Origin of the sequence: Uliginosibacterium sp. sgz301328 (assembly GCF_041807905.1) — a bacterium.
Taxonomy (GTDB): domain Bacteria; phylum Pseudomonadota; class Gammaproteobacteria; order Burkholderiales; family Rhodocyclaceae; genus JBGVSA01.
Window position 1 is genome coordinate 157,117 of the sequence record NZ_JBGVSA010000002.1, and the last position, 21,982, is coordinate 179,098.

Here is a 21,982-nt window from a genome sequence, read left to right on the forward strand (position 1 = left end):
ATTGCACAATGATGATGGCCATCATCAATAAACCCTATTCCCCCATTCCCCCGAGGGCTGATCATGACGACGCAAAAACCTGCAGTGCTGATCACCGGAGCTTCTTCAGGCATCGGCGCCACTTACGCCGACCGTTTTGCCCGTCGCGGACACGACCTTGTGCTGGTCGCACGCGACCGCGCACGCATGGAGTCGCTGGCCGAGCGTCTGCACGCCGAGCATGGAGTGAGCATTGGCGTGCTGCGAGCCGACCTCACGGTCGACGCCGACGTGCAGCAGGTCGAGCAGCGCCTGCGCGAGGACGGCCGCATCGGCGTGCTCATCAATAACGCTGGCGCGAGTCTTCCTGGTTCGCTTGTCGAACAAAGTCCCGAACAGGTCGCCGGACTCGTCACCCTGAATGCCACCACGCCGGCGCGTCTGGTGGCGGCGGTGGTGCCGCGCTGGGCGCAAGCCGGGCAGGGCGCGGTGGTGAACATTGCGTCGGTGGTCGGGCTGGCCCCGGAATTCGGGCTGACTGTCTATGGCGCCACCAAGGCGTTCATGCTGTTCCTGTCGCAGAGCATGCAGGTCGAACTGGGGCCGCGTGGAATCTACGTACAGGCCGTGCTGCCCGCCGCAACGCGCACCGAGATATGGGAACGCTCCGGCAAGGATGTGAACACGCTCACGGGTGTGATGGAGGTGGGCGAACTGGTCGACGCGGCGCTGGTGGGGTTCGACCGGCGCGAGTCCGTGACGATTCCGCCGCTGCCCGACGATGCCCAGTGGACGGCGCTCGAAGCCGCTCGCCGCGCCATGCTGCCGAATTTCGCCCAATCGCAGGCCGCCGCGCGTTATCGCACGGCGAACTGATAGCGGCCGGCCCAGTGGCCGATCTCTTTTACTGATGACTGATCTCGCAAAGGATATTTCATGACCACCCTGTTTGATCCCGTGCGCATCGGCGCGCTTGAATTGCCCAACCGCATTGTCATGGCGCCGCTCACGCGCATGCGAGCCCTCGATGGTCGCGTGCCCGGCCCTCTGACGGTCGAGTACTACGCCCAGCGCGCCAGCGCCGGGTTGATCCTGACGGAAGCGACCGCGGTCACGCCGCAGGGCGTGGGCTATCCCAACACGCCGGGCCTGTGGTCCGAAGAGCAGGTCGAAGGCTGGTCGACCGTGACGGCTGCGGTACACGCGGCGGGCGGTCGCATCGTGACGCAACTGTGGCATGTCGGCCGCATTTCCGATCCGATGTATCTGGGCGGCGAGTTGCCGGTGGCGCCGAGCGCCATCGCGCCCGAAGGCCACGTTGCGACGGTTCGCCCTTACAAATCCTATGAAGTGCCCCGTGCGCTGGAAACCGAAGAGATTCCCGCCATCGTCGAAGACTTCCGCAAGGCGGCCGTCAATGCCAGGCGGGCAGGTTTCGATGCGGTGGAACTGCACGCGGCCAATGGTTACCTGTTCGACCAGTTCCTGCATGATGGCTCGAACAAGCGTACCGACCGTTACGGCGGTTCGATCGAGAACCGTGCACGCTTCCTGCTCGAAGCCGTCGACGCCCTCTTGACGGTGTGGCCGGCGGACCTCATCGGCGTGCACCTGAACCTGATGTCGAATGCGCACTCGATGCACGACTCCAACCCCGAAGCGCTGTTCGCCTATGTGGCCGAACAGCTCAACGCGCGTGGCATCGCGTTCATCTTCGTGCGCGAAGCGCTGGACGGCGCCAAGCGACTGCTGCCGACGGTGCGCGCGCGCTTCAAGGGCGCCATCATCGCCAATGACGGCCTGACACGTGAGTCGGCTGAGAAGGTGCTGGCCAGCGGCGAAGCCGAAGCGGTCGCTTTCGGCAAGGCCTACATCGCCAACCCCGATCTGGTCGAGCGCTTCCGCGCCAATGCGGCGCTCAATTCCCTGGTCAGCGAGACAATCTATGCTGAAGGCGCCACGGGATATACCGACTACCCGGCGTTGTCGGCGGCATAAGGCACACTTCCTTCGCACCAGACAAAACGCCCGCATCGCGGGCGTTTTGTCTTTTGGGCCGGCATTCAGAACAGGCTCATTTGCGGCGTGTCGGGACGCGGCGGTGTGAACAATGTGGTGTCGAGTTCCACGCGACGTTGATTGAGGCCCAGCCGTTCAGCGATGAGACGCATGCGGCGCGAGTACATCTGTGCGAACACACCGTCGCCTCGCATCCGCTTGCCGAATTCGCTGCGATAGGTCTGGCCGCCATGCATCTGGCGCAACACGCTCATGACGTGGGCGGCGCGATCCGGGTAGTGCTGTTGTAGCCAGGCGGGGAAGATGTCCGCGAGTTCATGCGGCAGGCGCAGCAAAACGTAACCGGCCGCGTGCGCGCCGGCACCGGCGGCGGCTTCGCAGATGGCTTCGAGTTCGTGGTCGTTGAGTGCTGGAATGAGCGGCGCGACCAGCACGCTGACCGGCACGCCCGCCTCGTGAAGCATTCGCATTGCTTCCAGCCGGCGATGAGGCGCGGCGGCGCGCGGCTCCATCGTGCGTGCGAGTTCCTTGTCGAGCGTGGTGATGCTGAAGGCCACCGTGACGAGATTATCGCGCGCCATGTCGGCGAGCAGGTCGATGTCGCGCTCGGCGATCAACGCGCTTTTCGTGACGATGGTCACCGGGTGTCGGCATTCGGCCAGTACGGCGAGCAGGCCACGGGTCAGGCCCAGCTTGCGTTCGATGGGCTGCCAGCCGTCCGTGTTGATGCCCAGCGCGATGGTGCTGCATCGGTAGCCGGGCTTGGCGAGTTCGCGTTTGAGCTGGGCGACGGCGTCGGGCTTGTGCGCGATCTTGGTTTCGAAATCGAGCCCCGCGGACAGGCCGAGGTAGCTGTGTGTGGGGCGTGCGAAGCAATAGACGCAGCCATGTTCGCAGCCGCGATAGGGGTTGATGGACTGCGAGAAACCGACGTCGGGCGAATCGTTGTGCGAAATGACGGTCTTGCTGGTGTCGATCAGCAGTTCGGTGCGCGGCGCGGCTGAATCTTCCTCGTCTTCCGTCCAGCCGTCGTCGAAAGCTTCGCGCCGCTGCGATTCGTAGCGACCGTCCGGACGCGTGACCGCACCGCGTCCCCGGAATACGAGGGGCCGCGTGAGCACAGGTGCTTCGTGCTGGCAGCCGTCGTCCGGCACATCGGGTAACTGGCCGAATTCTTCATCAGGGGCGTACAACGGGGGCTCCGGTATTGCTGCGGATGGCGCCGGCGACGATGTCCGCCAGTCGCCCCAATGCGCGGCTGTGCGCAGCGGCAAGCCCTTCGTTGCCGCCGGTCGCGGGCTCGGTGATCGTCTCGCGTCCGTACAGGGTCTGCTTGTCGCCTTCGCGGCGCACCGTCCAGCGGACATCGAGCGTGGCGCTGGCGGTGGTCGATTCGAAGCGCTGCACGTCGAGCAGCACGGTGTATGTGGCATCGCGCGATGCGTATTGCGGATACGCGGCGATGCGCGCCGCCGGCAGGCGTTGCGCGAGATCATCGGCGAAGACCCGCGCGATGTCCTGCCGTAGCGGTTCGGCCCAGCGATCGTTGTCGAGGATGTCAACACGGTTGTCGGCGGTGCGCACCACGAGTTCGAAGCGGTCGACGCCTTCCGGCAGCGTTACCGGCGCCACCGCGATCGACAGTCCGGTGGCAGGCGCGGCGGCACCCTGCGGCGGTACTGGTGACAATGTGTAGTAGCGCGTGGGCGTACTGCTGCACGCGGCGAGCGCGCTCAGGGCGATGGCGGGCAGAATGCGTCGGATCATGGCTTGTCCTCGGGCTGGCGGCCCCGGATGAGGGCTTCCGGGTGGCGGTCCAGGTAGTCGGTGAGCGTGCGCAGCGAAGCGGCCGAGCGCGAGACCTCGCGCAGCGTGTCGCGCAATTCGGTTTGTGTCGGCGCGTCCTGCGAGAGCAGCACGTTGGCATGATCCAGCGTCTTGCGGGCGTCTTCCACGGCGCCCTTGATGGCGGGCAGCACGTCGCTGTTCACGCTGCGCAGCGTGCTGTCGGCGCTCTTGAGCGTGCCGTCCAGCGAGTTGATGGCGCGGCGCAGGTCGTTGACGATGTCCTGGAAGGGGATCTGATCGAGCTTGCGCGCGATGCTCGACAGGCTGGTCTGCAATTCCTGCAGGTCGCCTTGCACCGTGGGGATCTGTACCACGGTCTGTGTGGGGTCGATCTTCGTGCGGGGCGCGTTGGGGAAGAAATCCAGCGCTACGTAGAGTTGCCCCGTGATGAGGCTGCCCATGCGCAATTGACCGCGCAGGCCGGCTTCGATCATGCGGACGAACTCATGTTGGCGTTCGGCGGTCGAGTTGCCGACGGTGCTGCGCAGGCGCGATGTCAGCCGCTCGGGGTACAGGCGCACCGTGACGGGGATGTTCAGCCTGCGTGCCTCGCGGTCGTAGTCCAGCCCGATGTCGGTGACCTCGCCGATGGGGATGCCGCGGAACTCGACCGGTGCGCCGACCGTCAGGCCATGCACCGATTCGCGGAACAGCAGTTCGAAATACTCGACGCGGTTGTCATAGCGCTTGAACGCACTGTTGCGGTCGCCGTACAGCCGAAAGGACGCCATCGATTGGGCTTCCTTGCCCACGGCCTCGCCTTCGAGCGGTGCAAAGGCGATGCCGCCCAGCACGACCGACGCGAGCGATTGCGTGTTGACCTTCACGCCGGTAGCGTCCATCGAAAAGTCGATGCCCGACGCTTCCCAGAACCGCGCCGACTCGGTGACGTATTTGTCGTAGGGCGCGCGCACGAAGACTTCGATCGACACGCCGGAGCCATCGGGATCGAGCCGGTAGGCCACCACTTCGCCCACTGCAATGCGGCGGTAGTACACCGGCGATCCGTAGTCGATGGAACCGAGATCCTCCGCCTTGAGCACGAAGGTGCGCCCCGGCAGTCCTTCAGTCAGCACGGGTGGAACTTCCAGCCCGGTGAAATCGCTCCGCGACTGTTGCGATTTGCCCGCTTCCATGCCGACGTAGGCGCCCGACAGTAGCGTCGACAGACCCGACACGCCGCTGCCGGCGATGCGCGGCTTGACGACCCAGAACTTGGTGTCGTCGACCAGCATGGGTTCGACCTGCTTGTTGAGTTCGGCGGTCACCGTCACGCCAGGGCCGTTTTCGGCCAACCGGATCGATTTGATGACGCCGACATCGACGTCGCGGAACTTGATGCGCGTCTCGTCCGCCTGCAGGCCTTCGGCCGTGCGGAACTGGATGGTGACGGTCGGCCCCTGGTTCATGATGTTGCGCACGGCGAGCCAGCCGCCGACGACGATGGCAATCAGCGGGATGAGCCAGACGATGGAGAGCGACCATCGTCCGCGCCGCCGGGTGGTGGCCGTGGGCAGTGTGCTGTCAGGATCGGGGGTGTTCGGCTCGGTCATGGTTCTGGGTCTCGATGGCATCCCACATCAGGCGCGGGTCGAAGGATTTTGCTGCGAACATGGTAACCACAACCACGGCGCCGAACGCGATGGCGCCGGGGCCGGTGCGGATGGTCAATAGCGATCCGAAGTGGACCAGCGTGGCGAGCAGGGCGGCGACATAGATGTCGAGCATCGACCATTTGCCGACGATCTCCACCAGCCGGTACAGGCGCGTGCGTTGCTGGATCTGGTGCTGGCTGCGGCGCTGCACCGACAGCAACAAGGTGATCAGCGCGATGAGCTTGGCCATCGGCACCACGATGCTGGCGATGAACACGATGATGGCCAGGTCCCACGACCCAGTGTTCCACAGGTAGGCCGCGCCGGACAGGATGGTGTCGTTCTGCGTGGCGCCGAGCGTGGTGGTCTGCATGACGGGCAGTACGTTGGCCGGCACGTACAGAATGCAGGCCGTGATCACCAGCGCCCAGGTGCGGGCGATGCTATTGGGCTTGCGCAGATGCAGCGGCGCATCGCAACGCGGGCAGACCGTGTCGTGCGAATCGTGTGTCTGCTCTGGCATGCGCGCCAGCAGTCCGCACGCATGACATGAAGCCAGGCCCTGTGCGGCGGCCGATCCGGGCGGGAATGTGTTCTTGCGCCACGTCGTCATGCGCGCGCCTCGCGCAGGCGACCGTGCCGCAGCGCTTCGAAGCGTCGCCAGATGTCGGCCTGGTCCATGCTCGCGCTCATCGCGGCCATCAACAACATCGTGATGCCGAAGCTCCATAGACCGATGCCGGAGATGGCGGTCGCCATGTGCGCCAGTTTCACGAACGACACCACAACGCCGAGCATCATCACTTCGACCATCGCCCACGGCGAGACACTGATGAACAGGCGGAACAGGTGCGCAAAGCCGGGCGCCAGCCGTCCCAGTTCGAGCGGCAGCAGCAGGTAGGTAAGCGACAGCAGGATGGTCAGCGGGGCAATGAAGCCGGTGAACAGCACGAGTGCGCCGACCGCATCCATGTTGTCGGCATGCAATGCTCTGACGGCGCCCAGCAGCGTGGCGTGCGTCATGATGCCGCTGCTCTCCAGCGAGACGACCGGATAACAGTTGCCGATGATGAAGGTCGTCAGCGCGCCGAGTACGTAGGCCAGCGTGTGGTCCACGGGCGAGTAGGGATGCCGCCCCAGGCGCGCGCCGCAGCGCACGCAGCGCGCCTGCTGCCCGGCTTCCAGCACGGGGCGGCGCTGGAGCAGGTCGCAGTCGTGACAGGCGACGAGTGTGGGTTGGGTCATCAAGGGGCCTCAAGCAGGATTCGTGCACGAACTGCGCGACGACGCAGACTATGAATCATAGCTGGCAGTTCTTCTGCTGTATATCAATACAGTAGTCGCCCGGGGAGGCCTGCGGGCGGGCCTCGCCCACGCTGGCCGCGCTCGATGTGCCGCGTCTGTTTGGGCGGATGCATCACCCGGCCGTCATGCCGATTCGCCCGGCGCGCGCGCCCGGAACTCGCTTGGGGTCATTCCGGTGCACTTCTTGAAGAAACGACAAAAGTAGGCCGGATCTTCGAAACCGAGCTCGAAGGCGATCTTCGATACAGGTGCCGCAATATAGAGCAGTCGTCGCCGGGCTTCCATGAGGATGCGTTCGTGGATGAGCGCCGAGGCCGACTTGCCGGCGAGCCGTTCGCACAAGCGGGTAAGCCGGCTTTCGGTGATGTGGAGGCGCTCGGCGTAGAAGGCCACGCCGCGGGCCGAGGCGTAGTGTTCTTCGACGAGTGTGCGGAAGCGCACGAACGATTCAGTGTCGCGGGCCTGGCCGCGTGCCAAGACCTGGCTTTCGGCGTGCTGGCGCGCGAGCAGCATCAGCACGCAATGCACGAGCCAATCCAGCATCAACGTGTGGCCGGGCATCGGCCAGGCGGCCTCGGTCATGATCTGGGCGAGCAGGGATTCGATGCGCTCGGTGTGCTGGAGCAGAGACGTCAGCGATACGGCGCGAGGCATGAGCAGCAGCTCGCGCAACAGTGGGGTACGTGCATCCCCGCCCGCCTTGAAGAGCAGCGCTTCGGCAATCGTCAGCACATAACCGTGTGTCTCGGCCGAGAAACGGAATCCATGCGGCACGCCTTGCGGAATCATCAGCGCAAGCGGTGCTTCGACGGTCAGGCGCTCGTCGGCGACGACCGCATCGACGGAGCCGCCCAGCACGAATAGCACCTGGAATAGCCCGCGGTGCGCGTGCAGATCGATCTCCCAGTCGTAGAAGCGCGCCCGCGTTTCGATCAGTTCGATGTGGACGAACTCGGGTTCGGACTCTGGCCATTGTTCGCCGTACAGGGCGAAAACCGGAATCTGCGGAGCGCGGGGTTCGATGGCTGCGGCGGCGGAGGGCGGCATTTCGGAACGTCGATAAAGTACAAGGAAAAATGGGAATCATCCATTCGCGGAGTTGCTGGCGATCTCTACGATTCTGATATCAGGCGGGTGAGCCGGTTGCCATTTGACGCCCAAAGGCGCACCGACCGGCATTGGGGAAAGCATCGCTTTTGTCCAAGCGAATCCGTTGCCGTACAACAGAGGAGACGGGCGTCATGCGCACGCAAGTTGGAATCATCGGAGCTGGCCCGGCGGGCTTGCTCCTGTCGCACCTGCTGCATCTGCAGGGCATCGAATCGGTGGTGCTGGAGTGTCGTTCGCGCGAGGAGATCGAGGCCACCATCCGCGCCGGCGTGCTTGAACAAGGTTCGCGCGACCTGCTGATCGAGACCGGCGTGGGCGAGCGCATGCAGCGCGAGGGCTTCGTCCATCACGGAATTGAGCTGTCATTCGGCGGGCGGCGGCACCGCATCGATCTGACTGAACTGACCGGACGATCGATCACCGTGTATGCGCAGCATGAAGTGATCAAGGATCTGGTCGCGGCGCGACTCGCGGCGCAGGGACAACTGCTCTTTGAAGTATCGGACGTGAATATCGCCGATATCGACAGCGAGCGTCCGACGGTGAGTTTTGCGCACAAAGGCGAGGCGGCCCGCCTCGAATGCGACTACGTGATCGGCTGCGACGGCTTTCACGGCGTGTCGCGAGGGACGATTCCCCACCACGTGCGCAAGGATTATTCACGCGTATATCCGTTTGGCTGGTTCGGCATTTTGGTCGAAGCGCCACCGTCGTCGCACGAGCTCATCTACGCGCAGCATGAGCGGGGCTTCGCGTTGGTCAGTACGCGTTCGGCGACGGTGCAGCGCATGTACTTCCAGTGCGATCCGCATGACAAGGTCGAACACTGGTCGGACGACCGCATCTGGGCCGAACTCCATTCGCGTCTCGAGAACGACGATGGCTGGCGCCTCACCGAGGGACGCATCTTCCAGAAGAACATCGTGGCGATGCGCAGTTTCGTGGCGACGCCAATGCGGCACGGGCGCCTGTTCCTGGCGGGCGACGCCGCCCACATCGTTCCGCCCACCGGAGCCAAGGGCATGAATCTCGCCATCGCGGATGTGCGCTTGCTGGCCTTGGCGCTGGTGGAGGCCATTCGCAACGGCAAACAGGAAGGGCTGGAGCGCTACAGCGACACGGCGTTGCGCCGCGTGTGGCGCGCCGAGCATTTCTCGTGGTTCATGACGAGCTTGCTGCATTCGTTTGCCGACGCGTCGGATTTCCAGCGCCAGTTGCAGCGCTCGGAACTTGAATACGTGGTGAGTTCGCGTGCCGCGATGACCTCGCTGGCAGAGAACTACGTCGGACTGCCGTTCTGATCGACGCGGGCGCACGCGCTCATGGCGTGCGCCACGTGTGGTCAGCGGTGGGCGCGGGCGCTCCGGCCTGCCTTGCGGCTGGCTTTGTCGGCCTTGTTCTTCCTGGCAATCCTGGCCGGTGTCGCACGCGGGTCGGTGGCGTCTTCGACGATCTGGCCGGCCGGGGCCGGGGCATCCTGCATCGACGCCAGCGTCTCACGGACGCGCTGAACGACATCGCGCCAATCCCCGAAGCGCGCCTGCCGCACGATGTGGATCGAGTCATACCAGGGCGAGCGCAGTTCTTCCGTTCCCCAGACGAAGGAACCTGTGCGATCGAGCATCAGGAAGGTGCGCGCGCCCACGGCGCCCCCCAGATGTGCGACCGATGTGCAGGTCGTGACGACCGCGTCGGCCGCGAGCAGGAGTGCCGCGGTCGCGGAAAAATCATGCAGATCCGGGCTGGCGTCGATGATGTCGAAGCCTCGTTCGCGTAGCGCTGCGACCACTTCGCCAGCGCTCGGGTTGACCGAATGGAACACCACGTCGCGCGCCGCGAGCAGGTTTTCGAGCTGGTCCATCGGCAGCGAGCGCGCGTCGTTGCGAACTTGCCCCGGATTGCCCGTCCATGCCAGGGCGACGTGCAGCCTGCCGTCGCCGATGCCCATGCGCTCGCGCCAACGGGCCACCTGTTGATCGTCCGCCCGCAGATAGGCATGGCCTGGCAGCGTTGCGTTGCCGAATGCAAAGGGCGCGCCGCAGCTCATGAGGGGGATATGGAAATCTGTCGCGCGGAGAAAGTCGACGTTCAGCTCCACATCTTCGGGAATCAGAGGACGGAACAGCTCGACCAGCGGGCCGAAGCAGCCAAACACCAGCTTGCCGCCGAGCGCACGCACGCGTTCAGCGATCAGCGGCAGGAAGCGGATCAGCAGGATTGCATCGCCATAGCCTTGTTCGAGCCATACACCGAGCGTGCGACCTTCGAGCGACTCGCCGCGCCAGTGTGGAACGCCGCATGCTTGCTCGCGTGCCGCCAGTTGTTCGCGCAGTCCTGCCAGCGAAAAGCGCGCATGCAGGTTCGCCCAGCCGCTCTCCCACATGCCAAAGCGCAGTTCGAGTTCGCCCAGCGGCAGGCGGATGCGGTCGTCATGGGGGCGGTCGACGATGAGTGCCCGCAGCAGCGACAGGGCGTCTTCGAAACGCTGGCTGTCGATCAGGGCCAGCGCGAGGTTGATCGGGGCATGCTGGTGATCCGGAGCGATGCGCAGCGCTGTTTCACCCGCGATCACGGCTTCGTCCGGACGGTATTGCAGGCGCAGGGCGACGGCGAGATTGGAGTAGGCGTCGGCGTTGTCCGGCGCCCGCTCCAGCATCGTACGGCAGGCTTGCTCGGCTTCGACATAGCGTTTCTGGGCGATGAACGAGGCGGCGCGGCACAGCGGCAGCAGCGGATCGGCGTGAGGATCGAGCTTCCAGGCACGCTCCAGAGCGGGGCCCGCTTCCGGCGAGTCCCGATCGATGATCAGCAGGCTACGGCCGTAGAGGTAATGAGCCCGGGCATTCTGCCCTGAGCGTTCGGTGAGTCGGCGCGCCAGCGTGCGGGTGACGGATTGCATGCCCGGCAGGTCCATGAACTGCGCCACGGTGGCCAGTGCATCCGGCTCTGTCAGTCCGTCGAAGGCCCGCGTCAGATCGTCGAAGACCTGCCAGAGATCTGCCGCGTCGGGATGGCTGGCGAAGACGCCGACGCAGGCTTGCACTACGTCGGTGAATTTCTCGGCTTGGGTTACGTAGGGCGTTTCGGTCTGGGTCATGACGCAAACATCGGCAGGTGAGAGCGGTGATGTTACGAACCTGCCAAGGTATCGGGTTTAAGATAAGTCCCAAATTCAGTGCCCTATGTAAGCGCCCTACCCAAATAGCGACCGCGCTCGGAATCCGCTGTATCCCGTCCGCTGTACTACTGTCAAAAAATCAGACTCTCTGAGGACTGCGTATGCCCCCCCATCTTTTTTCGCCGATCGCGCTGCGCCAGTTGGAACTGCGCAACCGGATCGCCGTTTCGCCGATGTGCATGTACAGCTCGCAGGACGGGCTCGCCAATGAATGGCATCTGGTCCACTTGGGCGCGCGCGCGGCGGGCGGCGCCGGCCTTGTCATCTGTGAAGCGACCGCGGTGTCGCCCGAAGGGCGCATCAGCCCCAGCGATCTTGGCCTCTGGAATGACGCGCAAACCGACGCGCTCAAGCGCGTCGTGGATTTCGTGCGCGGACAGGGGGCGGTGGCAGGCGTGCAACTGGCGCATGCCGGTCGCAAGGCCAGCACCTGGCCGCCTGGCGCCGGCAACGGCGCGGTGCCCGAAGCGAAGGGCGGCTGGCAAGTCGTGGCGCCGTCCGCGATTCCCTTTGCCGACAGCTACCCGATGCCGGAGGCGCTCGACCATGCCGGCATACGCAAGGTGGTGGACGATTTCGTCGCCGCCGCGCACAGGGCGATCGCGGCGGGCTTCGAGGTGGTGGAGGTCCACGCGGCGCACGGCTATCTGCTGCACCAGTTCATGTCGCCGTTCTCGAACCAGCGCGATGACGACTATGGCGGCAGCTTCGACAACCGCGTGCGTCTTGCGCGCGAAGTGGTGCGCGCGGTGAGGGCCGTGTGGCCGGACGGTCTGCCGGTATTCGTGCGCCTGTCCGCTACCGATTGGGCCCAGGAGGGCGGCTGGACGCCGGACGATGCCGTGCGGCTGGCTGCCCTGCTGCGCGAAGACGGCGCCGACCTCATCGACACCTCATCCGGCGGCACGCTGGCGCGCGCCGATATTCCGCTCGGGCCGGGCTATCAGACGGCGTTTGCGGCGCGCGTGCGCCATGAAGCCGGCATCGCCAGTGGCGCAGTGGGCTTGATCACCGATCCTGCGCAGGCCGATCACATCATTCGAACAGGGCAGGCCGACATCGTCCTGCTGGCGCGCGAGTTGTTGCGCGACCCCTACTGGCCGCTGCATGCGGCCCAGGCGCTCGGACACGAACAATCGTGGCCCACGCAATACCTGCGCGCCGCACCCGCGCATACACCGGCGAGAAAGCCTCGCGCCTGATGTTGGCGCGATGAGCGGACGGCGGCTCGCGAGGCGATGCCCGCCGTACGATTCGCCTGCTCGTTCAGCGGGCTATTTCCATGTTGTCGATCAGCCGTGTGTTGCCAAGGCGCGCGGCCGCGACGACGACCAAAGGGGCGTCGCCTTCAGGCGCCTGCAGGTCCGCCTGCCGGCGAATGGCGATGTAGTCCGGCTTCCATCCGTGCTGGGAGAGCGCTTGTGTTGCGCTTTGTTCGAGCGCTGCGTAGTCACGTCGACCGGCGATGACAGCTTCGACGATGCGGCGCAGTTCGGCCGACAGGCGTGGCGCCTCCGCGCGCTCGGCTTCGCTCAGGTAGCCGTTGCGCGACGATAGCGCCAGACCGTCGTCGGCGCGCACGGTGTCGCAACCGATGATCTCGATACCCATATTGAGTTCGGCGACCATGTTGCGGATGACCATCAATTGCTGGTAATCCTTCTTGCCGAACAGTGCGGCGGTCGGGCGCACGATGTTGAACAGCTTGGCGACGACCGTGGCCACGCCCTGGAAATGTCCGGGGCGGAAGGCGCCCTCGAGAATGCTGTCGTGCGCGCTGGCCGGCTGAATCACATACCGCTGCGGTTGCGGATAGAGTTCCTTCTCGTCCGGTGCGAAGAGATGATCCACGCCGGCCTGGGCCAGCCGATCACAATCCTGCTGAAAGGTGCGCGGATATTTGTCGAAGTCTTCGTTGGGGCCGAACTGCAGACGGTTGACGAAGATGCTCGAGACGACCGCGTCACCGTGCCCGTGCGCCTGTCGCATCAGGCTGATGTGGCCGTCGTGGAGGTTGCCCATGGTCGGCGCAAAAGCGACGCGACCCGTGCCGGCGAGCGCGGCGCGCAGGCTGGCGATGGTGGTATGGATCTGCATGATGGCTGAGGGAGAGCTGCGGGAAAGCCACTCAGAATGCCGTAACGCAAAGGCTTGTGCAATGCGTCACGCCCCGGCCTGCGTGCGCTTGGGGCACAGGCTATAGTGGGTGTGCAATGTTGCCGTCATGATGGGCATTGGGGCTGTGTCGGCCGCGAAGTGTCCGACTACCACTGCGTCATGACGGCGTCCGTTCACTCACAGCATGAGGAAGCGCATGGCCAAGAGAGACCTGAAGAAAATGCTGGCGCCGTACAAGGTGACGCGCCCTGGCAAGTTCCGGCTCAAGGACGTCGATCCGGCCGATACCGCCGGTCTCAAGGCCGATAAGGCCGAAGCTCGTCAGATCCTGCAGACGGGCATTGCCGAGCTCGACGAACTGCAGCAGAAACTCTATGCGCAGGACCGTTGGTCTGTCCTGTTGATCTTCCAGGCGATGGACGCGGCGGGCAAGGATGGGACCATCCGCCACGTCATGTCAGGCGTCAATCCGCAGGGCTGCCAGGTGCACTCCTTCAAGGGGCCGTCGGCGGAAGAACTCGATCACGACTATCTCTGGCGTTGCCTGAAGGCACTGCCGGAACGTGGCCGGATCGGCATCTTCAATCGCTCGTACTATGAAGAGACACTCGTGGCGCGGGTGCATCCCGAAATCCTGCGCGCGCAGCACATGCCGCCGGAGCTTCTTTCCAAGAAGGTCTGGCAGGAACGTTTCGAAGACATCAACAGCGTGGAGCGTTACCTGGCCCGCAACGGCACGCTCATCCTCAAGTTCTTCCTGTACGTGTCGGCAGACGAACAGAAGCGCCGGTTCATGGAACGGCTGGATACGCCGGAAAAACACTGGAAGTTCTCGGCCTCCGACATCCGCGAACGCTCGTATTGGGACCAGTACATGAAGGCGTACGAGGACACCATCCGCAACACCAGTACCGAGTTCGCACCGTGGTATGTGATTCCGGCGGACAACAAGTGGTTTACGCGGCTGGCCGTGGCGGCTGCCATCATCGACGCGATGCGCGATATGAAGCTTGAGTATCCACGCGTGAGCAAGGCGCAACTCGAGCAACTTGCCGAAGCGCGCAGCCAACTGCTGGCGGAGAAACGTTGATCGTGGAGGAGGGCCGTGTCGCCGCGTTCAGCGCGCGGCGCGCGGCAGCTCGCCAAGGGCGAGCCGGATGCCCAGTCCGATGAAAACCAGTGCGCTGGCGTGATCTGTCCAGCGTGCGGCGCGCGGGTGGCGCGCCAGCCATTGGCCGATGCCGGCCGCACCCAGCGCCACGGCGCTGAAGACGATCCCGCTGACGACGCCGAAGATCACGCCCAGTACCAGTATCTGCCACGGCGCTGCCCAGCCATCTGCACGGACGAACTGCGGCAGCAAAGCCAGGAAGAACAGGCCAACCTTGGGGTTGATTGCATTGGCCAGCAGTCCGCGACGGAACTGCACGCCGAAGCGCGTCTGGCTGTCTGGCGCGCGCGCGGACAGCGCGCTACCCGGACTGCGCAGGATTCGTATGCCGAGCCACACGAGATAGGCCGCTCCGGCGTATTGCAGGACGGCAAAGGCGACGGGCGACGCGGCTATGAGCGCCGATACGCCAATGGCCGCCAGGAGCGTGTGATTCAGGCAGCCCGCCGCGCAACCCAGGCCGAAACCCAGGGCGGCAGGTCGCCCGTTGGAGACGCCCAGCGCCAGCACAGCGAGATTGTCCGGCCCCGGCGCGATCGCCAGCATGAACGCAAAAGGCACGAACAGCGCGAGCTGGTCCGGGGTCATGAGGTCTTACTTCGAGGCCGTCAGGAACTTGCTGTTGGGGAAGTTCTGGCGCAGCACGCGTTCGGCGTCGTTTCTCAGCGAGGTCAGGCCGAGCTGTTCATAGGACTTCACCATGATGCCGAGTGCTTCTTCGACGGCAGGCGACTCCGGGAACTGGCGCAGCACGACCTGGGCGCGATTGGCCGCCGCGAGCGGCGCACGGCGAGCCGAGTAGTAGCGGGCCACGTGCAATTCGTTGTCGGCCAGCGCCTGGACGAGTTTCTTCATGCGCTCGGTGGCGTCTGGCGTGTAACGGCTGTTCGGGTAACGGGTGATGAGTTCCTTGAACGTATCGAAGGCCTCGCGCGTGGCGATCGGGTCGCGGTCGGCCAGGTCCATCGAAACGATGTAGGTCATCCAGCTGTCGTCGGTGTTGTAGTACGACAAGCCCTTCAGGTAGTAGGCGTAATCGACGTTCGGATGGTTGGGGTGCGCCTTGATGAATCGGTCTGCCGCGGACACGGCCGACGGCACGTCGCGCAGCTTGTAGTAGGAATAGGCCACGTCCATTTCGGCCTGCTGGGCGTAGTTCCCGTACGGGAAACGCGCCTGCAGGCGTTCATACAGCTTGATGGCCTGTTCGTACGAGCCGGAATCCATCAAGTCCTTGGCTTCCGCGTACATTTGTTGCGGGGTGGCGTTAGGGTCGTCCTTGGGCTCGTTCGAGCCGCAGGCTGCGAGGCAAATCGCGAAAACAACCGGTACACTCCATTTGGTGAGCTTGAACATTCCAACACCGCAAAGAAAAGATCCAGCCGATTATAGCGAATCGGCGGCAGAGGGCCTGTGTCGTCTTACGGTTCCGCTCGATTTTGGTGGGCAGCGGCTCGACGCGGGCCTGGCCCGCCTGATGCCCGAGCACTCCCGGAGCCGTCTGCAGGGATGGATCCGCGAGGGGCGCGTGAGTCGCGCAGGGGTCGTCCTGACCGATACCAAGGCCAAGCTGCTCGGCGGAGAAGTGCTCGAAGTCGCCCCTGCCGAAAGCCGCCAGGCACTGGCCGACGCGCCAGAGGACATCCCACTCGAAACGGTCTTTGAGGATGAACACATCCTGGTCATCAACAAGCCGGCGGGGCTGGTGGTCCATCCGGGCAGCGGCAACTGGAGCGGCACGCTGCTCAACGCACTGCTGGCCCACGACGAAGACATGTCCGAACTGCCTCGTGCGGGGATCGTGCATCGACTGGACAAGGAAACCTCGGGTCTGATGGTGGTCGCCAAGACCCTGGAGGCACAGACCGATCTGGTCCGTCAGCTACAGGCCCGGACCGTCAAGCGCGTCTATCGCGCCGTTGTAGTTGGGGTCTCCCCTGCGTCGGGCACGGTGGATGCGCCGATCGGCCGACATCCGACCCAACGCACCAAGATGGCAGTGGTGGCAAATGGCCGCCCGGCGCGGACGCATTTCCGGCTGCTGCAGCGACTGGCGGGCGCCACGCTCGTTGAGTGCTCGCTGGAGACTGGCCGCACGCACCAGATCCGGGTCCATATGGCGCACATCGGGCATCCGCTGATCGGCGATCCGGTCTATGCCGGGCGGCGTGCGCAGCCCGCAGCGGCAGCCGGATTCGGTCGGCAGGCGCTGCATGCCTTCCGCCTTGGGCTACTGCATCCGGCGTCCGGCGAACATATGACCTGGGAGGCCGCAATGCCCGCCGATATGGAGCGACTCATCGCAGCACTCGGGCAGGGGGCGGAGAGCACATCGTGAAACAGGCCGCCCCTGTCCTGCTCGTACCTGAATGGCCGGCACCCGTTGGCGTGCACGCCCTGGTGACGACGCGGCGCGGCGGCAGCAGCGTGGCGCCGTACGACAGTTTCAATCTTGGCACGCACGTCGGCGACGATCCGGCCGCGGTTGCTGCCAATCGCGCTGCGCTGGAGCAGTTCCTGCCGGCCGAACCAGCGTGGCTTGCCCAGGTGCATGGCGTGAAGGTCGTCGACGCGGGCTGGGCGGCGCAGCAAGCGATCCCCGTCGAGGCCGATGCCTCGGTATCGCGCGACGCTGGCGCGGTGTGCGTGGTCATGACGGCGGATTGCCTCCCGGTTCTGTTCGCCAGTCGCGACGGCAGTGCAGTGGCCGCTGCCCATGCAGGGTGGCGCGGGCTGGCCGATGGTGTGCTCGAAAGAACGCTGACGGCCATGCAGCGCGCTCCGAAGGATGTGATCGCATGGCTCGGCCCAGCCATCGGGCCCGCGCATTTCGAGGTCGGACCCGAGGTCCGAGATATTTTCATGCGGCGCGACGCGCAGGCAGCGGCTGCATTCGAGCCGGGCAAGGGCGACCGCTGGATGGCGGATATCTTTACGCTGGCGCGTCAACGCCTTCATGCCTGCGGCATGCCGGTTGCGAGCATCTTCGGCGGGGGGCTATGTACCGTCGAGCGGGGCGACGATTTCTTTTCGTATCGTCGTGATCGCACCACCGGGCGCATGGCGGCACTTGTCTGGCGCGACTAGTCAGTCGGGCTTGTCGCCCTTGCGCTCACCTTTGCGTTTGCGCCGCCCGAACAGGTAGGTAATCAACCCGGCCGGCAATAATCCCCACATGATGAAGGTAATTGCTGCGCCGACCAGACTGGTCTGGCTGATGGCGAGCATGACGGCAACGAAAAGCCAGCCGATAATCACGATATGCATGAGCAGAACCCGCCTTGACGCTCTATTGGTGCGATGCAAAAATCGATTCGCCGCGCGCCGCACCGGGGCGTCGATTGCGCACTTGAAATTCCCTTGATGGAAGGACGCCGAAGTTCATGACGCCACAGCAGCCGCGTGAAGTATTCGAAAATCTGGTCCGGTCCGGGCAGGAAATGGCAAAGGTGTTTTTCGAGCAGCTTGGCAGGATCCCGCAGGGGACCGATCAGGCGGCGGTCCAGCATCCTCTTGCAGGGCTTGCGTCCCCCGCTTTGTCGGTCGACGCGCAGCATCTTGCGCAACTACAGCGCGAACATCTCGAACAGCACGCCCGCCTGTGGTCGACCATGGCAGCGTCCAGCGTGGAAGCCGGAGAGCGCGCGCAGGTCGCCAAGGCCAGTCCCGGCGACCGCCGCTTTTCGGCACCTGAATGGTCGACGAGCCCCTTCTACGACTACATTCGTCAAGCATACCTGATCAATGCGCACTATCTGATGGCCGTGGCCGATCTGGTGCCGGTGAGCGACAAACACGCGCGCCAGCGGCTCAAGTTCATGACGCGCCAATACATCGACGCGCTGTCGCCCGCCAACTTCGCCGCGACCAATCCCGAGTTCGTACAACGCGCGCTCGACACCAAGGGTGAGAGCATCACGGCCGGTCTGATGAATCTCATTGCCGACGTCGAGCGCGGGCGCATTTCCATGACGGATGAGAGCGCCTTCGAAGTGGGGCGCAATCTGGCGACGACACAGGGTTCGGTGGTCTATCAGAACGAACTCATCCAGCTTATCCAATACGCACCGCTGACCGACAAGGTGGCCGAAGTACCGTTGTTGATCGTGCCGCCGTGCATCAACAAGTACTACATCCTTGATCTGCAGCCCGAGAATTCGTTCGTCCGGTACGCGGTCGAGCAGGGCTTCACGGTCTTCCTGGTGTCGTGGCGCAACCCCAAGGCCGAACAGAGTGCGCTTGGGTGGGACGATTATCTCGATCAGGGAGTCCTCAAGGCGCTCGACGTGGTGCGCGAGATCACCAAGGTCGCCAAACCGAACATTCTGGGTTTCTGCGTGGGGGGGACGCTCGTTGGCAGCGCGCTGGCGGTGGCCCGTGCGCGTGGTGAAGACCCGGTGGGCTGCGTCACTTTCCTCACCACCATGCTGGATTTCGCCGATACCGGGGACATCGCCTGCTATGTTGACGAGGCTTCTGTCTCTGCGCGCGAGACAACCATCGGCAAGGGCGGACTCATCACCGGACAAGAGTTTACCAACATCTTCTCCAGCCTGCGGCCGAACGATCTGGTCTGGAACTACGTGGTCGACAACTACCTGCGGGGCAACAAGCCGCCGGCATTCGACCTGTTGTTCTGGAATGCCGATAGCACTAATCTGCCAGGGCCGTTCGCATCGTGGTACCTGCGCAACATGTACCTGGAGAATAGCCTCCGGGTGCCCGGCAAGCTGACCATGCTCGGTCAGCCGGTGGACCTGGGCAAGATCGATTGCCCGGCATATTTTTATGCTTCGCGCGAAGACCACATCGTACCGTGGAAGACTTCCTACCTCGGCGTGCGTCTGCTCGGCAGCAAGGATGCAACTTTCGTGCTCGGCGCGAGCGGGCATATTGCCGGCGTCATCAATCCGGCCGCAAAGAAGAAGCGCCACTACTGGACCGGCGACGTGGCAGCAACCGCCGAACAATGGCATCACAATACGACCGAAGTGCCCGGCAGCTGGTGGCCGCACTGGTCGGCGTGGCTCGTACAACGCAGCGGCGAACAGGTGCCGGCACGCGAGCGGCTGGGCAATCGTCGTTACAGGCAGATCGAGGCCGCGCCGGGCAGCTATGTCCGGGAGCCGGCCTGAGGGGGACGGCTTTGCGGTCCCGGTGATCCGCGCAGGCGGGTCGACAGCGCGGCGGTCAGCCCGGATCGTGGCGCTCGCACAAGAGGGCACTCACTGAGGAGATAGGACGATGGCTCGCGTTGCATTGATCACGGGTGGCATGGGCGGCCTGGGCGAAGCGATCTGCATGAAGATGGAAAAGCTCGGTTACAAGGTCATCACGACCTATTCGCCCAATAACCACAAGGCCGGCGAGTGGCTCTCCAACATGCGCCAGCAGGGCCACGACTTTGGCGCCTACGAGTGCGATGTCACCGACTTCGACTCGTGCCATGCCTGCGTGGCGAAGATCCAGAAAGAAGTCGGTGCGGTCGACGTGCTGGTCAACAACGCCGGCATTACGCGCGACATGACATTCAAGAAGATGACCAAGGCCGACTGGGACGCGGTCATGAACACCAATCTCGACAGCGTATTCAACATGACCAAGCAGGTCATGGAGGGCATGACCGAACGCAAGTGGGGCCGCATCATCAATGTCGCTTCGGTGAATGGCCAGAAAGGCGCCTTCGGCCAGACCAACTATTCCGCCGCCAAGGCCGGCATGCATGGTTTCACGAAGGCACTGGCGCTCGAGGTGGCCAAGCATGGCGTGACGGTCAATACCATTTCTCCGGGATACATCGGTACCAAGATGGTGACGCAGATTCCGGCCGAGATCCTCGAATCCAAGATCCTGCCGCAGATTCCCATCAGCCGTCTGGGCAAGCCAGAAGAAGTCGCAGGACTCGTCGCCTATCTTGCATCGGATGAAGCCGCGTTCCTGACGGGCGCGAATATCTCGATCAACGGTGGGCAGCACATGTACTGAAGCGGCGCGCCAGGAGTCTGGCGGCCACGAATTTCCGGGAGCGCCGACCCTGGCGGCGCAAGAACCGGCCCCGCATCCCCCGGCGGTCGGTGTGTGTCAACGATGAGAGGTGAAGACAATGACCAAGAAAGTTGCGCTCGTCACGGGCGGCATGGGTGGCCTTGGCACCGCAATCTGCAAGTCGCTGGCCAAAGACGGCTGGACAGTCGTCGCCAACTGCCTGCCGGATTTCCCGCCCAAGGACGAGTGGCTGGCCAAGACGCGCGCCGAAGGATTCCAGTTCATCGCGGGCGAAGCCGACGTGACGGATTTCGACCAATGCCAGGCCATGATCAAGAAGATCGAAGCCGAAGTCGGCCCGATCGATCTGCTGGTCAATAACGCCGGCATCACGCGCGACGCCACGTTCCGCAAGATGGATAAGAGCCAGTGGGATGCTGTCCTGTCGACCAACCTGGACAGTGTGTTCAACGTCACCCATGGCGTGCTGCAGGGAATGGCCGAGCGCGGCTTTGGTCGCGTCATCAATATTTCGTCGGTCAACGGGGTGAAGGGGCAGTTCGGTCAGGCCAACTATTCCGCAGCCAAGGCCGGCATCCTGGGCTTCACCAAGGCCATCGCGCAGGAAGTCGCCAAGAAGGGAGTCACGGTCAACGCCATCGCGCCGGGCTACATCGGCACCGACATGGTCATGGCCATCAAGGAAGAAGTGCGCGACCAGATCGTCGCCACCATCCCTGCCGGCCGCCTGGGCACGCCCGAAGAGATCGGCGACCTGTGTGCTTACCTGGCTTCCGACAAGGCCGGGTATATCACGGGCGCGACTATCAATATCAACGGCGGCCTGCACATGGTCTGAGCCTGTCGGCCTGCTGTCGCCGGCCCCGCGCCCGCCATCGGCGCCAAGGTCCGGCGGTGGTTGGCGGGCGGTCGGGACCGCCCGCTCGGTATGCCGAGCGGGATTTTACGCGACCCGATGGGCAGGTTCACCGATTTAGGTTGCTATAATCGCGCCCAACCGTCGCTCAGAACGGACGCATCGGAGGAGAAACTGAATGGCCGAGCAGCACTCGCGTCTCATCAAGAAGTACCCGAACCGCCGTCTTTACGACACGGCGTCCAGTTGTTACATCACGCTCGCGGACGTTCGCGATCTCGTCCTCGCGGGCGAGGAGTTCCAGGTGGTTGACGCCAAGAGCGGCGAAGACATCACCCGTTCCATCCTGCTGCAGATCATCCTGGAAGAAGAAAGCGGCGGCACGCCGATGTTCACCAGCGATCTGCTGGCCCAGATGATCCGCTTCTACGGCAATGCCATGCAGGGTTTCATGGGGCGTTACCTCGAAAACAACATCAAGGCCTTCACCGACATGCAGGTCAAGCTGCAGGAGCAGGCCAAGTCGCTCTACGGCGAGAACAGCCCGGCCAGCAAGGACATGTGGGCGCAGTTCCTCAGCTTCCAGGGCCCGGCGCTGCACAGCATGATGGGCGCCTACATGGAGCAGAGCAAACGCATGTTCGTGCAGATGCAGGAACAGGTGGAGTCCCAGGCCCGTAATCTGTTCTCCGGTTTCCAGTTTCCGAACTACCCGGTCCCATCGGCCACCGACAAGCCGAATGAAAAAGCCGGTGAAAAAACGGGCGAAAAGAAGTGATGCCTGCGCCCATCCGAGC

The 21,982-nt window shown here is 64.1% G+C and carries 22 protein-coding genes; 11 read left to right on the top strand and 11 right to left on the bottom strand.

Annotation, left to right across the window (positions count from 1 at the left end):
• Positions 1–63 precede the first annotated feature (63 nt).
• Together ACDA63_RS02150 and ACDA63_RS02155 are read left to right on the top strand one after the other, a co-directional pair.
• Positions 64–855 (top strand): SDR family NAD(P)-dependent oxidoreductase, encoded by a 792-nt coding sequence (locus ACDA63_RS02150; protein ID WP_373661518.1) that lies wholly within the window; start codon positions 64–66, stop codon positions 853–855.
• Between the two features lie 60 nt (positions 856–915).
• The gene (locus ACDA63_RS02155; protein ID WP_373661519.1) at positions 916–1,977 is read left to right on the top strand and encodes an alkene reductase; all 1,062 of its coding nucleotides are present in this window, start codon (positions 916–918) and stop codon (positions 1,975–1,977) included.
• 65 nt (positions 1,978–2,042) lie between these two features.
• On the opposite strand, the gene ACDA63_RS02160 is transcribed toward ACDA63_RS02155, so the two are convergent.
• The 6 genes from ACDA63_RS02160 to ACDA63_RS02185 form a co-directional block, all read right to left on the bottom strand.
• Positions 2,043–3,191 carry a PA0069 family radical SAM protein gene (locus ACDA63_RS02160; RefSeq protein ID WP_373661520.1) on the bottom strand — a complete coding sequence of 383 codons (1,149 nt, stop codon included), beginning with the start codon at positions 3,189–3,191 and terminating at the stop codon, positions 2,043–2,045.
• Positions 3,178–3,765 (bottom strand): membrane integrity-associated transporter subunit PqiC, encoded by a 588-nt coding sequence (locus ACDA63_RS02165; protein ID WP_373661521.1) that lies wholly within the window; start codon positions 3,763–3,765, stop codon positions 3,178–3,180. Before ACDA63_RS02165 ends, ACDA63_RS02160 begins: the two co-directional genes overlap by 14 nt.
• Positions 3,762–5,399 (bottom strand): intermembrane transport protein PqiB, encoded by a 1,638-nt coding sequence (locus ACDA63_RS02170; protein ID WP_373661522.1) that lies wholly within the window; start codon positions 5,397–5,399, stop codon positions 3,762–3,764. The genes ACDA63_RS02165 and ACDA63_RS02170 overlap by 4 nt, the downstream gene beginning before the upstream one ends.
• Positions 5,371–6,054 carry a paraquat-inducible protein A gene (locus ACDA63_RS02175; protein WP_373661523.1) on the bottom strand — a complete coding sequence of 228 codons (684 nt, stop codon included), beginning with the start codon at positions 6,052–6,054 and terminating at the stop codon, positions 5,371–5,373. The genes ACDA63_RS02170 and ACDA63_RS02175 overlap by 29 nt, the downstream gene beginning before the upstream one ends.
• Positions 6,051–6,686, bottom strand: coding sequence for a paraquat-inducible protein A (locus tag ACDA63_RS02180; protein ID WP_373661524.1), 636 nt, complete (start codon positions 6,684–6,686; stop codon positions 6,051–6,053). Before ACDA63_RS02180 ends, ACDA63_RS02175 begins: the two co-directional genes overlap by 4 nt.
• Before the next feature lie 183 nt (positions 6,687–6,869).
• Entirely contained in the window at positions 6,870–7,793 is a 924-nt protein-coding gene (locus tag ACDA63_RS02185; RefSeq protein ID WP_373661525.1) for a helix-turn-helix domain-containing protein, read from the bottom strand.
• A gap of 194 nt (positions 7,794–7,987) precedes the next feature.
• On the opposite strand from ACDA63_RS02185, the gene pobA reads away from it, so the two are divergent.
• Positions 7,988–9,157 carry a 4-hydroxybenzoate 3-monooxygenase gene (gene pobA / locus ACDA63_RS02190; protein WP_373661526.1) on the top strand — a complete coding sequence of 390 codons (1,170 nt, stop codon included), beginning with the start codon at positions 7,988–7,990 and terminating at the stop codon, positions 9,155–9,157.
• 41 nt (positions 9,158–9,198) lie between these two features.
• On the opposite strand, the gene ACDA63_RS02195 is transcribed toward pobA, so the two are convergent.
• A complete protein-coding gene (locus ACDA63_RS02195) occupies positions 9,199–10,953 on the bottom strand; it encodes a tetratricopeptide repeat protein (RefSeq protein WP_373661527.1) in 1,755 nt (584 codons plus the stop codon).
• A 182-nt stretch (positions 10,954–11,135) separates the two neighbouring features.
• Between ACDA63_RS02195 and ACDA63_RS02200 the strand changes: the two genes are divergently transcribed.
• Positions 11,136–12,236, top strand: a complete 1,101-nt coding sequence (locus tag ACDA63_RS02200; RefSeq protein ID WP_373661528.1) for an NADH:flavin oxidoreductase/NADH oxidase — start codon at positions 11,136–11,138, stop codon at positions 12,234–12,236.
• A 64-nt stretch (positions 12,237–12,300) separates the two neighbouring features.
• Here the strand turns inward: ACDA63_RS02200 and panC are convergent, their stop codons facing one another.
• Positions 12,301–13,131, bottom strand: coding sequence for a pantoate--beta-alanine ligase (gene panC, locus ACDA63_RS02205; RefSeq protein ID WP_373661529.1), 831 nt, complete (start codon positions 13,129–13,131; stop codon positions 12,301–12,303).
• Positions 13,132–13,348: 217 nt separating this feature from the next.
• Between panC and ACDA63_RS02210 the strand changes: the two genes are divergently transcribed.
• Positions 13,349–14,242 carry a polyphosphate kinase 2 family protein gene (locus ACDA63_RS02210; RefSeq protein ID WP_373661530.1) on the top strand — a complete coding sequence of 298 codons (894 nt, stop codon included), beginning with the start codon at positions 13,349–13,351 and terminating at the stop codon, positions 14,240–14,242.
• Positions 14,243–14,269: 27 nt separating this feature from the next.
• Here the strand turns inward: ACDA63_RS02210 and ACDA63_RS02215 are convergent, their stop codons facing one another.
• Positions 14,270–14,911, bottom strand: coding sequence for a LysE family translocator (locus ACDA63_RS02215; protein ID WP_373661531.1), 642 nt, complete (start codon positions 14,909–14,911; stop codon positions 14,270–14,272).
• Between the two features lie 6 nt (positions 14,912–14,917).
• On the bottom strand, positions 14,918–15,679 hold the full coding sequence (locus ACDA63_RS02220; protein WP_373661532.1) for an outer membrane protein assembly factor BamD: 762 nt from the start codon (positions 15,677–15,679) through the stop codon (positions 14,918–14,920).
• Here ACDA63_RS02220 and rluD point away from each other — a divergent pair.
• Both rluD and pgeF read left to right on the top strand, forming a co-directional pair.
• Complete coding sequence (gene rluD / locus ACDA63_RS02225; protein ID WP_373661533.1) at positions 15,666–16,661, top strand: 23S rRNA pseudouridine(1911/1915/1917) synthase RluD; 996 nt, start codon at positions 15,666–15,668, stop codon at positions 16,659–16,661. The genes ACDA63_RS02220 and rluD overlap by 14 nt on opposite strands.
• Positions 16,658–17,410, top strand: coding sequence for a peptidoglycan editing factor PgeF (gene pgeF, locus ACDA63_RS02230; protein ID WP_373661534.1), 753 nt, complete (start codon positions 16,658–16,660; stop codon positions 17,408–17,410). The genes rluD and pgeF overlap by 4 nt, the downstream gene beginning before the upstream one ends.
• Here pgeF and ACDA63_RS02235 read toward each other — a convergent pair whose 3' ends face one another.
• The gene (locus tag ACDA63_RS02235) at positions 17,411–17,590 is read right to left on the bottom strand and encodes a hypothetical protein (protein ID WP_373661535.1); all 180 of its coding nucleotides are present in this window, start codon (positions 17,588–17,590) and stop codon (positions 17,411–17,413) included.
• 116 nt (positions 17,591–17,706) lie between these two features.
• On the opposite strand from ACDA63_RS02235, the gene ACDA63_RS02240 reads away from it, so the two are divergent.
• The 4 genes from ACDA63_RS02240 (at position 17,707) to phaR (ending at position 21,963) form a co-directional block, all read left to right on the top strand.
• Positions 17,707–19,458, top strand: coding sequence for a PHA/PHB synthase family protein (locus ACDA63_RS02240; RefSeq protein ID WP_373661536.1), 1,752 nt, complete (start codon positions 17,707–17,709; stop codon positions 19,456–19,458).
• A 109-nt stretch (positions 19,459–19,567) separates the two neighbouring features.
• Positions 19,568–20,308, top strand: a complete 741-nt coding sequence (phbB, locus tag ACDA63_RS02245; protein ID WP_373661537.1) for an acetoacetyl-CoA reductase — start codon at positions 19,568–19,570, stop codon at positions 20,306–20,308.
• Between the two features lie 118 nt (positions 20,309–20,426).
• The gene (locus ACDA63_RS02250; protein WP_373661538.1) at positions 20,427–21,167 is read left to right on the top strand and encodes a beta-ketoacyl-ACP reductase; all 741 of its coding nucleotides are present in this window, start codon (positions 20,427–20,429) and stop codon (positions 21,165–21,167) included.
• A 196-nt stretch (positions 21,168–21,363) separates the two neighbouring features.
• A complete protein-coding gene (gene phaR / locus ACDA63_RS02255) occupies positions 21,364–21,963 on the top strand; it encodes a polyhydroxyalkanoate synthesis repressor PhaR (RefSeq protein ID WP_373661539.1) in 600 nt (199 codons plus the stop codon).
• Positions 21,964–21,982 lie beyond the last annotated feature (19 nt).

Excerpts from the sequence above, each read along its gene's own strand:
- ACDA63_RS02215 (WP_373661531.1), bottom strand. The coding sequence starts at position 14,911 with ATGACCCCGGACCAGCTCGCGCTGTTCGTGCCTTTTGCGTTCATGCTG.
- phbB (WP_373661537.1), top strand. The coding sequence starts at position 19,568 with ATGGCTCGCGTTGCATTGATCACGGGTGGCATGGGCGGCCTGGGCGAA.
- ACDA63_RS02195 (WP_373661527.1), bottom strand. The coding sequence starts at position 10,953 with ATGACCCAGACCGAAACGCCCTACGTAACCCAAGCCGAGAAATTCACC.
- ACDA63_RS02185 (WP_373661525.1), bottom strand. The coding sequence starts at position 7,793 with ATGCCGCCCTCCGCCGCCGCAGCCATCGAACCCCGCGCTCCGCAGATT.
- ACDA63_RS02165 (WP_373661521.1), bottom strand. The coding sequence starts at position 3,765 with ATGATCCGACGCATTCTGCCCGCCATCGCCCTGAGCGCGCTCGCCGCG.
- ACDA63_RS02200 (WP_373661528.1), top strand. The coding sequence starts at position 11,136 with ATGCCCCCCCATCTTTTTTCGCCGATCGCGCTGCGCCAGTTGGAACTG.
- ACDA63_RS02175 (WP_373661523.1), bottom strand. The coding sequence starts at position 6,054 with ATGACGACGTGGCGCAAGAACACATTCCCGCCCGGATCGGCCGCCGCA.
- ACDA63_RS02180 (WP_373661524.1), bottom strand. The coding sequence starts at position 6,686 with ATGACCCAACCCACACTCGTCGCCTGTCACGACTGCGACCTGCTCCAG.
- ACDA63_RS02210 (WP_373661530.1), top strand. The coding sequence starts at position 13,349 with ATGGCCAAGAGAGACCTGAAGAAAATGCTGGCGCCGTACAAGGTGACG.
- panC (WP_373661529.1), bottom strand. The coding sequence starts at position 13,131 with ATGCAGATCCATACCACCATCGCCAGCCTGCGCGCCGCGCTCGCCGGC.
- ACDA63_RS02150 (WP_373661518.1), top strand. The coding sequence starts at position 64 with ATGACGACGCAAAAACCTGCAGTGCTGATCACCGGAGCTTCTTCAGGC.
- ACDA63_RS02220 (WP_373661532.1), bottom strand. The coding sequence starts at position 15,679 with ATGTTCAAGCTCACCAAATGGAGTGTACCGGTTGTTTTCGCGATTTGC.
- ACDA63_RS02155 (WP_373661519.1), top strand. The coding sequence starts at position 916 with ATGACCACCCTGTTTGATCCCGTGCGCATCGGCGCGCTTGAATTGCCC.
- ACDA63_RS02170 (WP_373661522.1), bottom strand. The coding sequence starts at position 5,399 with ATGACCGAGCCGAACACCCCCGATCCTGACAGCACACTGCCCACGGCC.
- ACDA63_RS02250 (WP_373661538.1), top strand. The coding sequence starts at position 20,427 with ATGACCAAGAAAGTTGCGCTCGTCACGGGCGGCATGGGTGGCCTTGGC.
- ACDA63_RS02240 (WP_373661536.1), top strand. The coding sequence starts at position 17,707 with ATGACGCCACAGCAGCCGCGTGAAGTATTCGAAAATCTGGTCCGGTCC.
- ACDA63_RS02235 (WP_373661535.1), bottom strand. The coding sequence starts at position 17,590 with ATGCATATCGTGATTATCGGCTGGCTTTTCGTTGCCGTCATGCTCGCC.
- pobA (WP_373661526.1), top strand. The coding sequence starts at position 7,988 with ATGCGCACGCAAGTTGGAATCATCGGAGCTGGCCCGGCGGGCTTGCTC.
- phaR (WP_373661539.1), top strand. The coding sequence starts at position 21,364 with ATGGCCGAGCAGCACTCGCGTCTCATCAAGAAGTACCCGAACCGCCGT.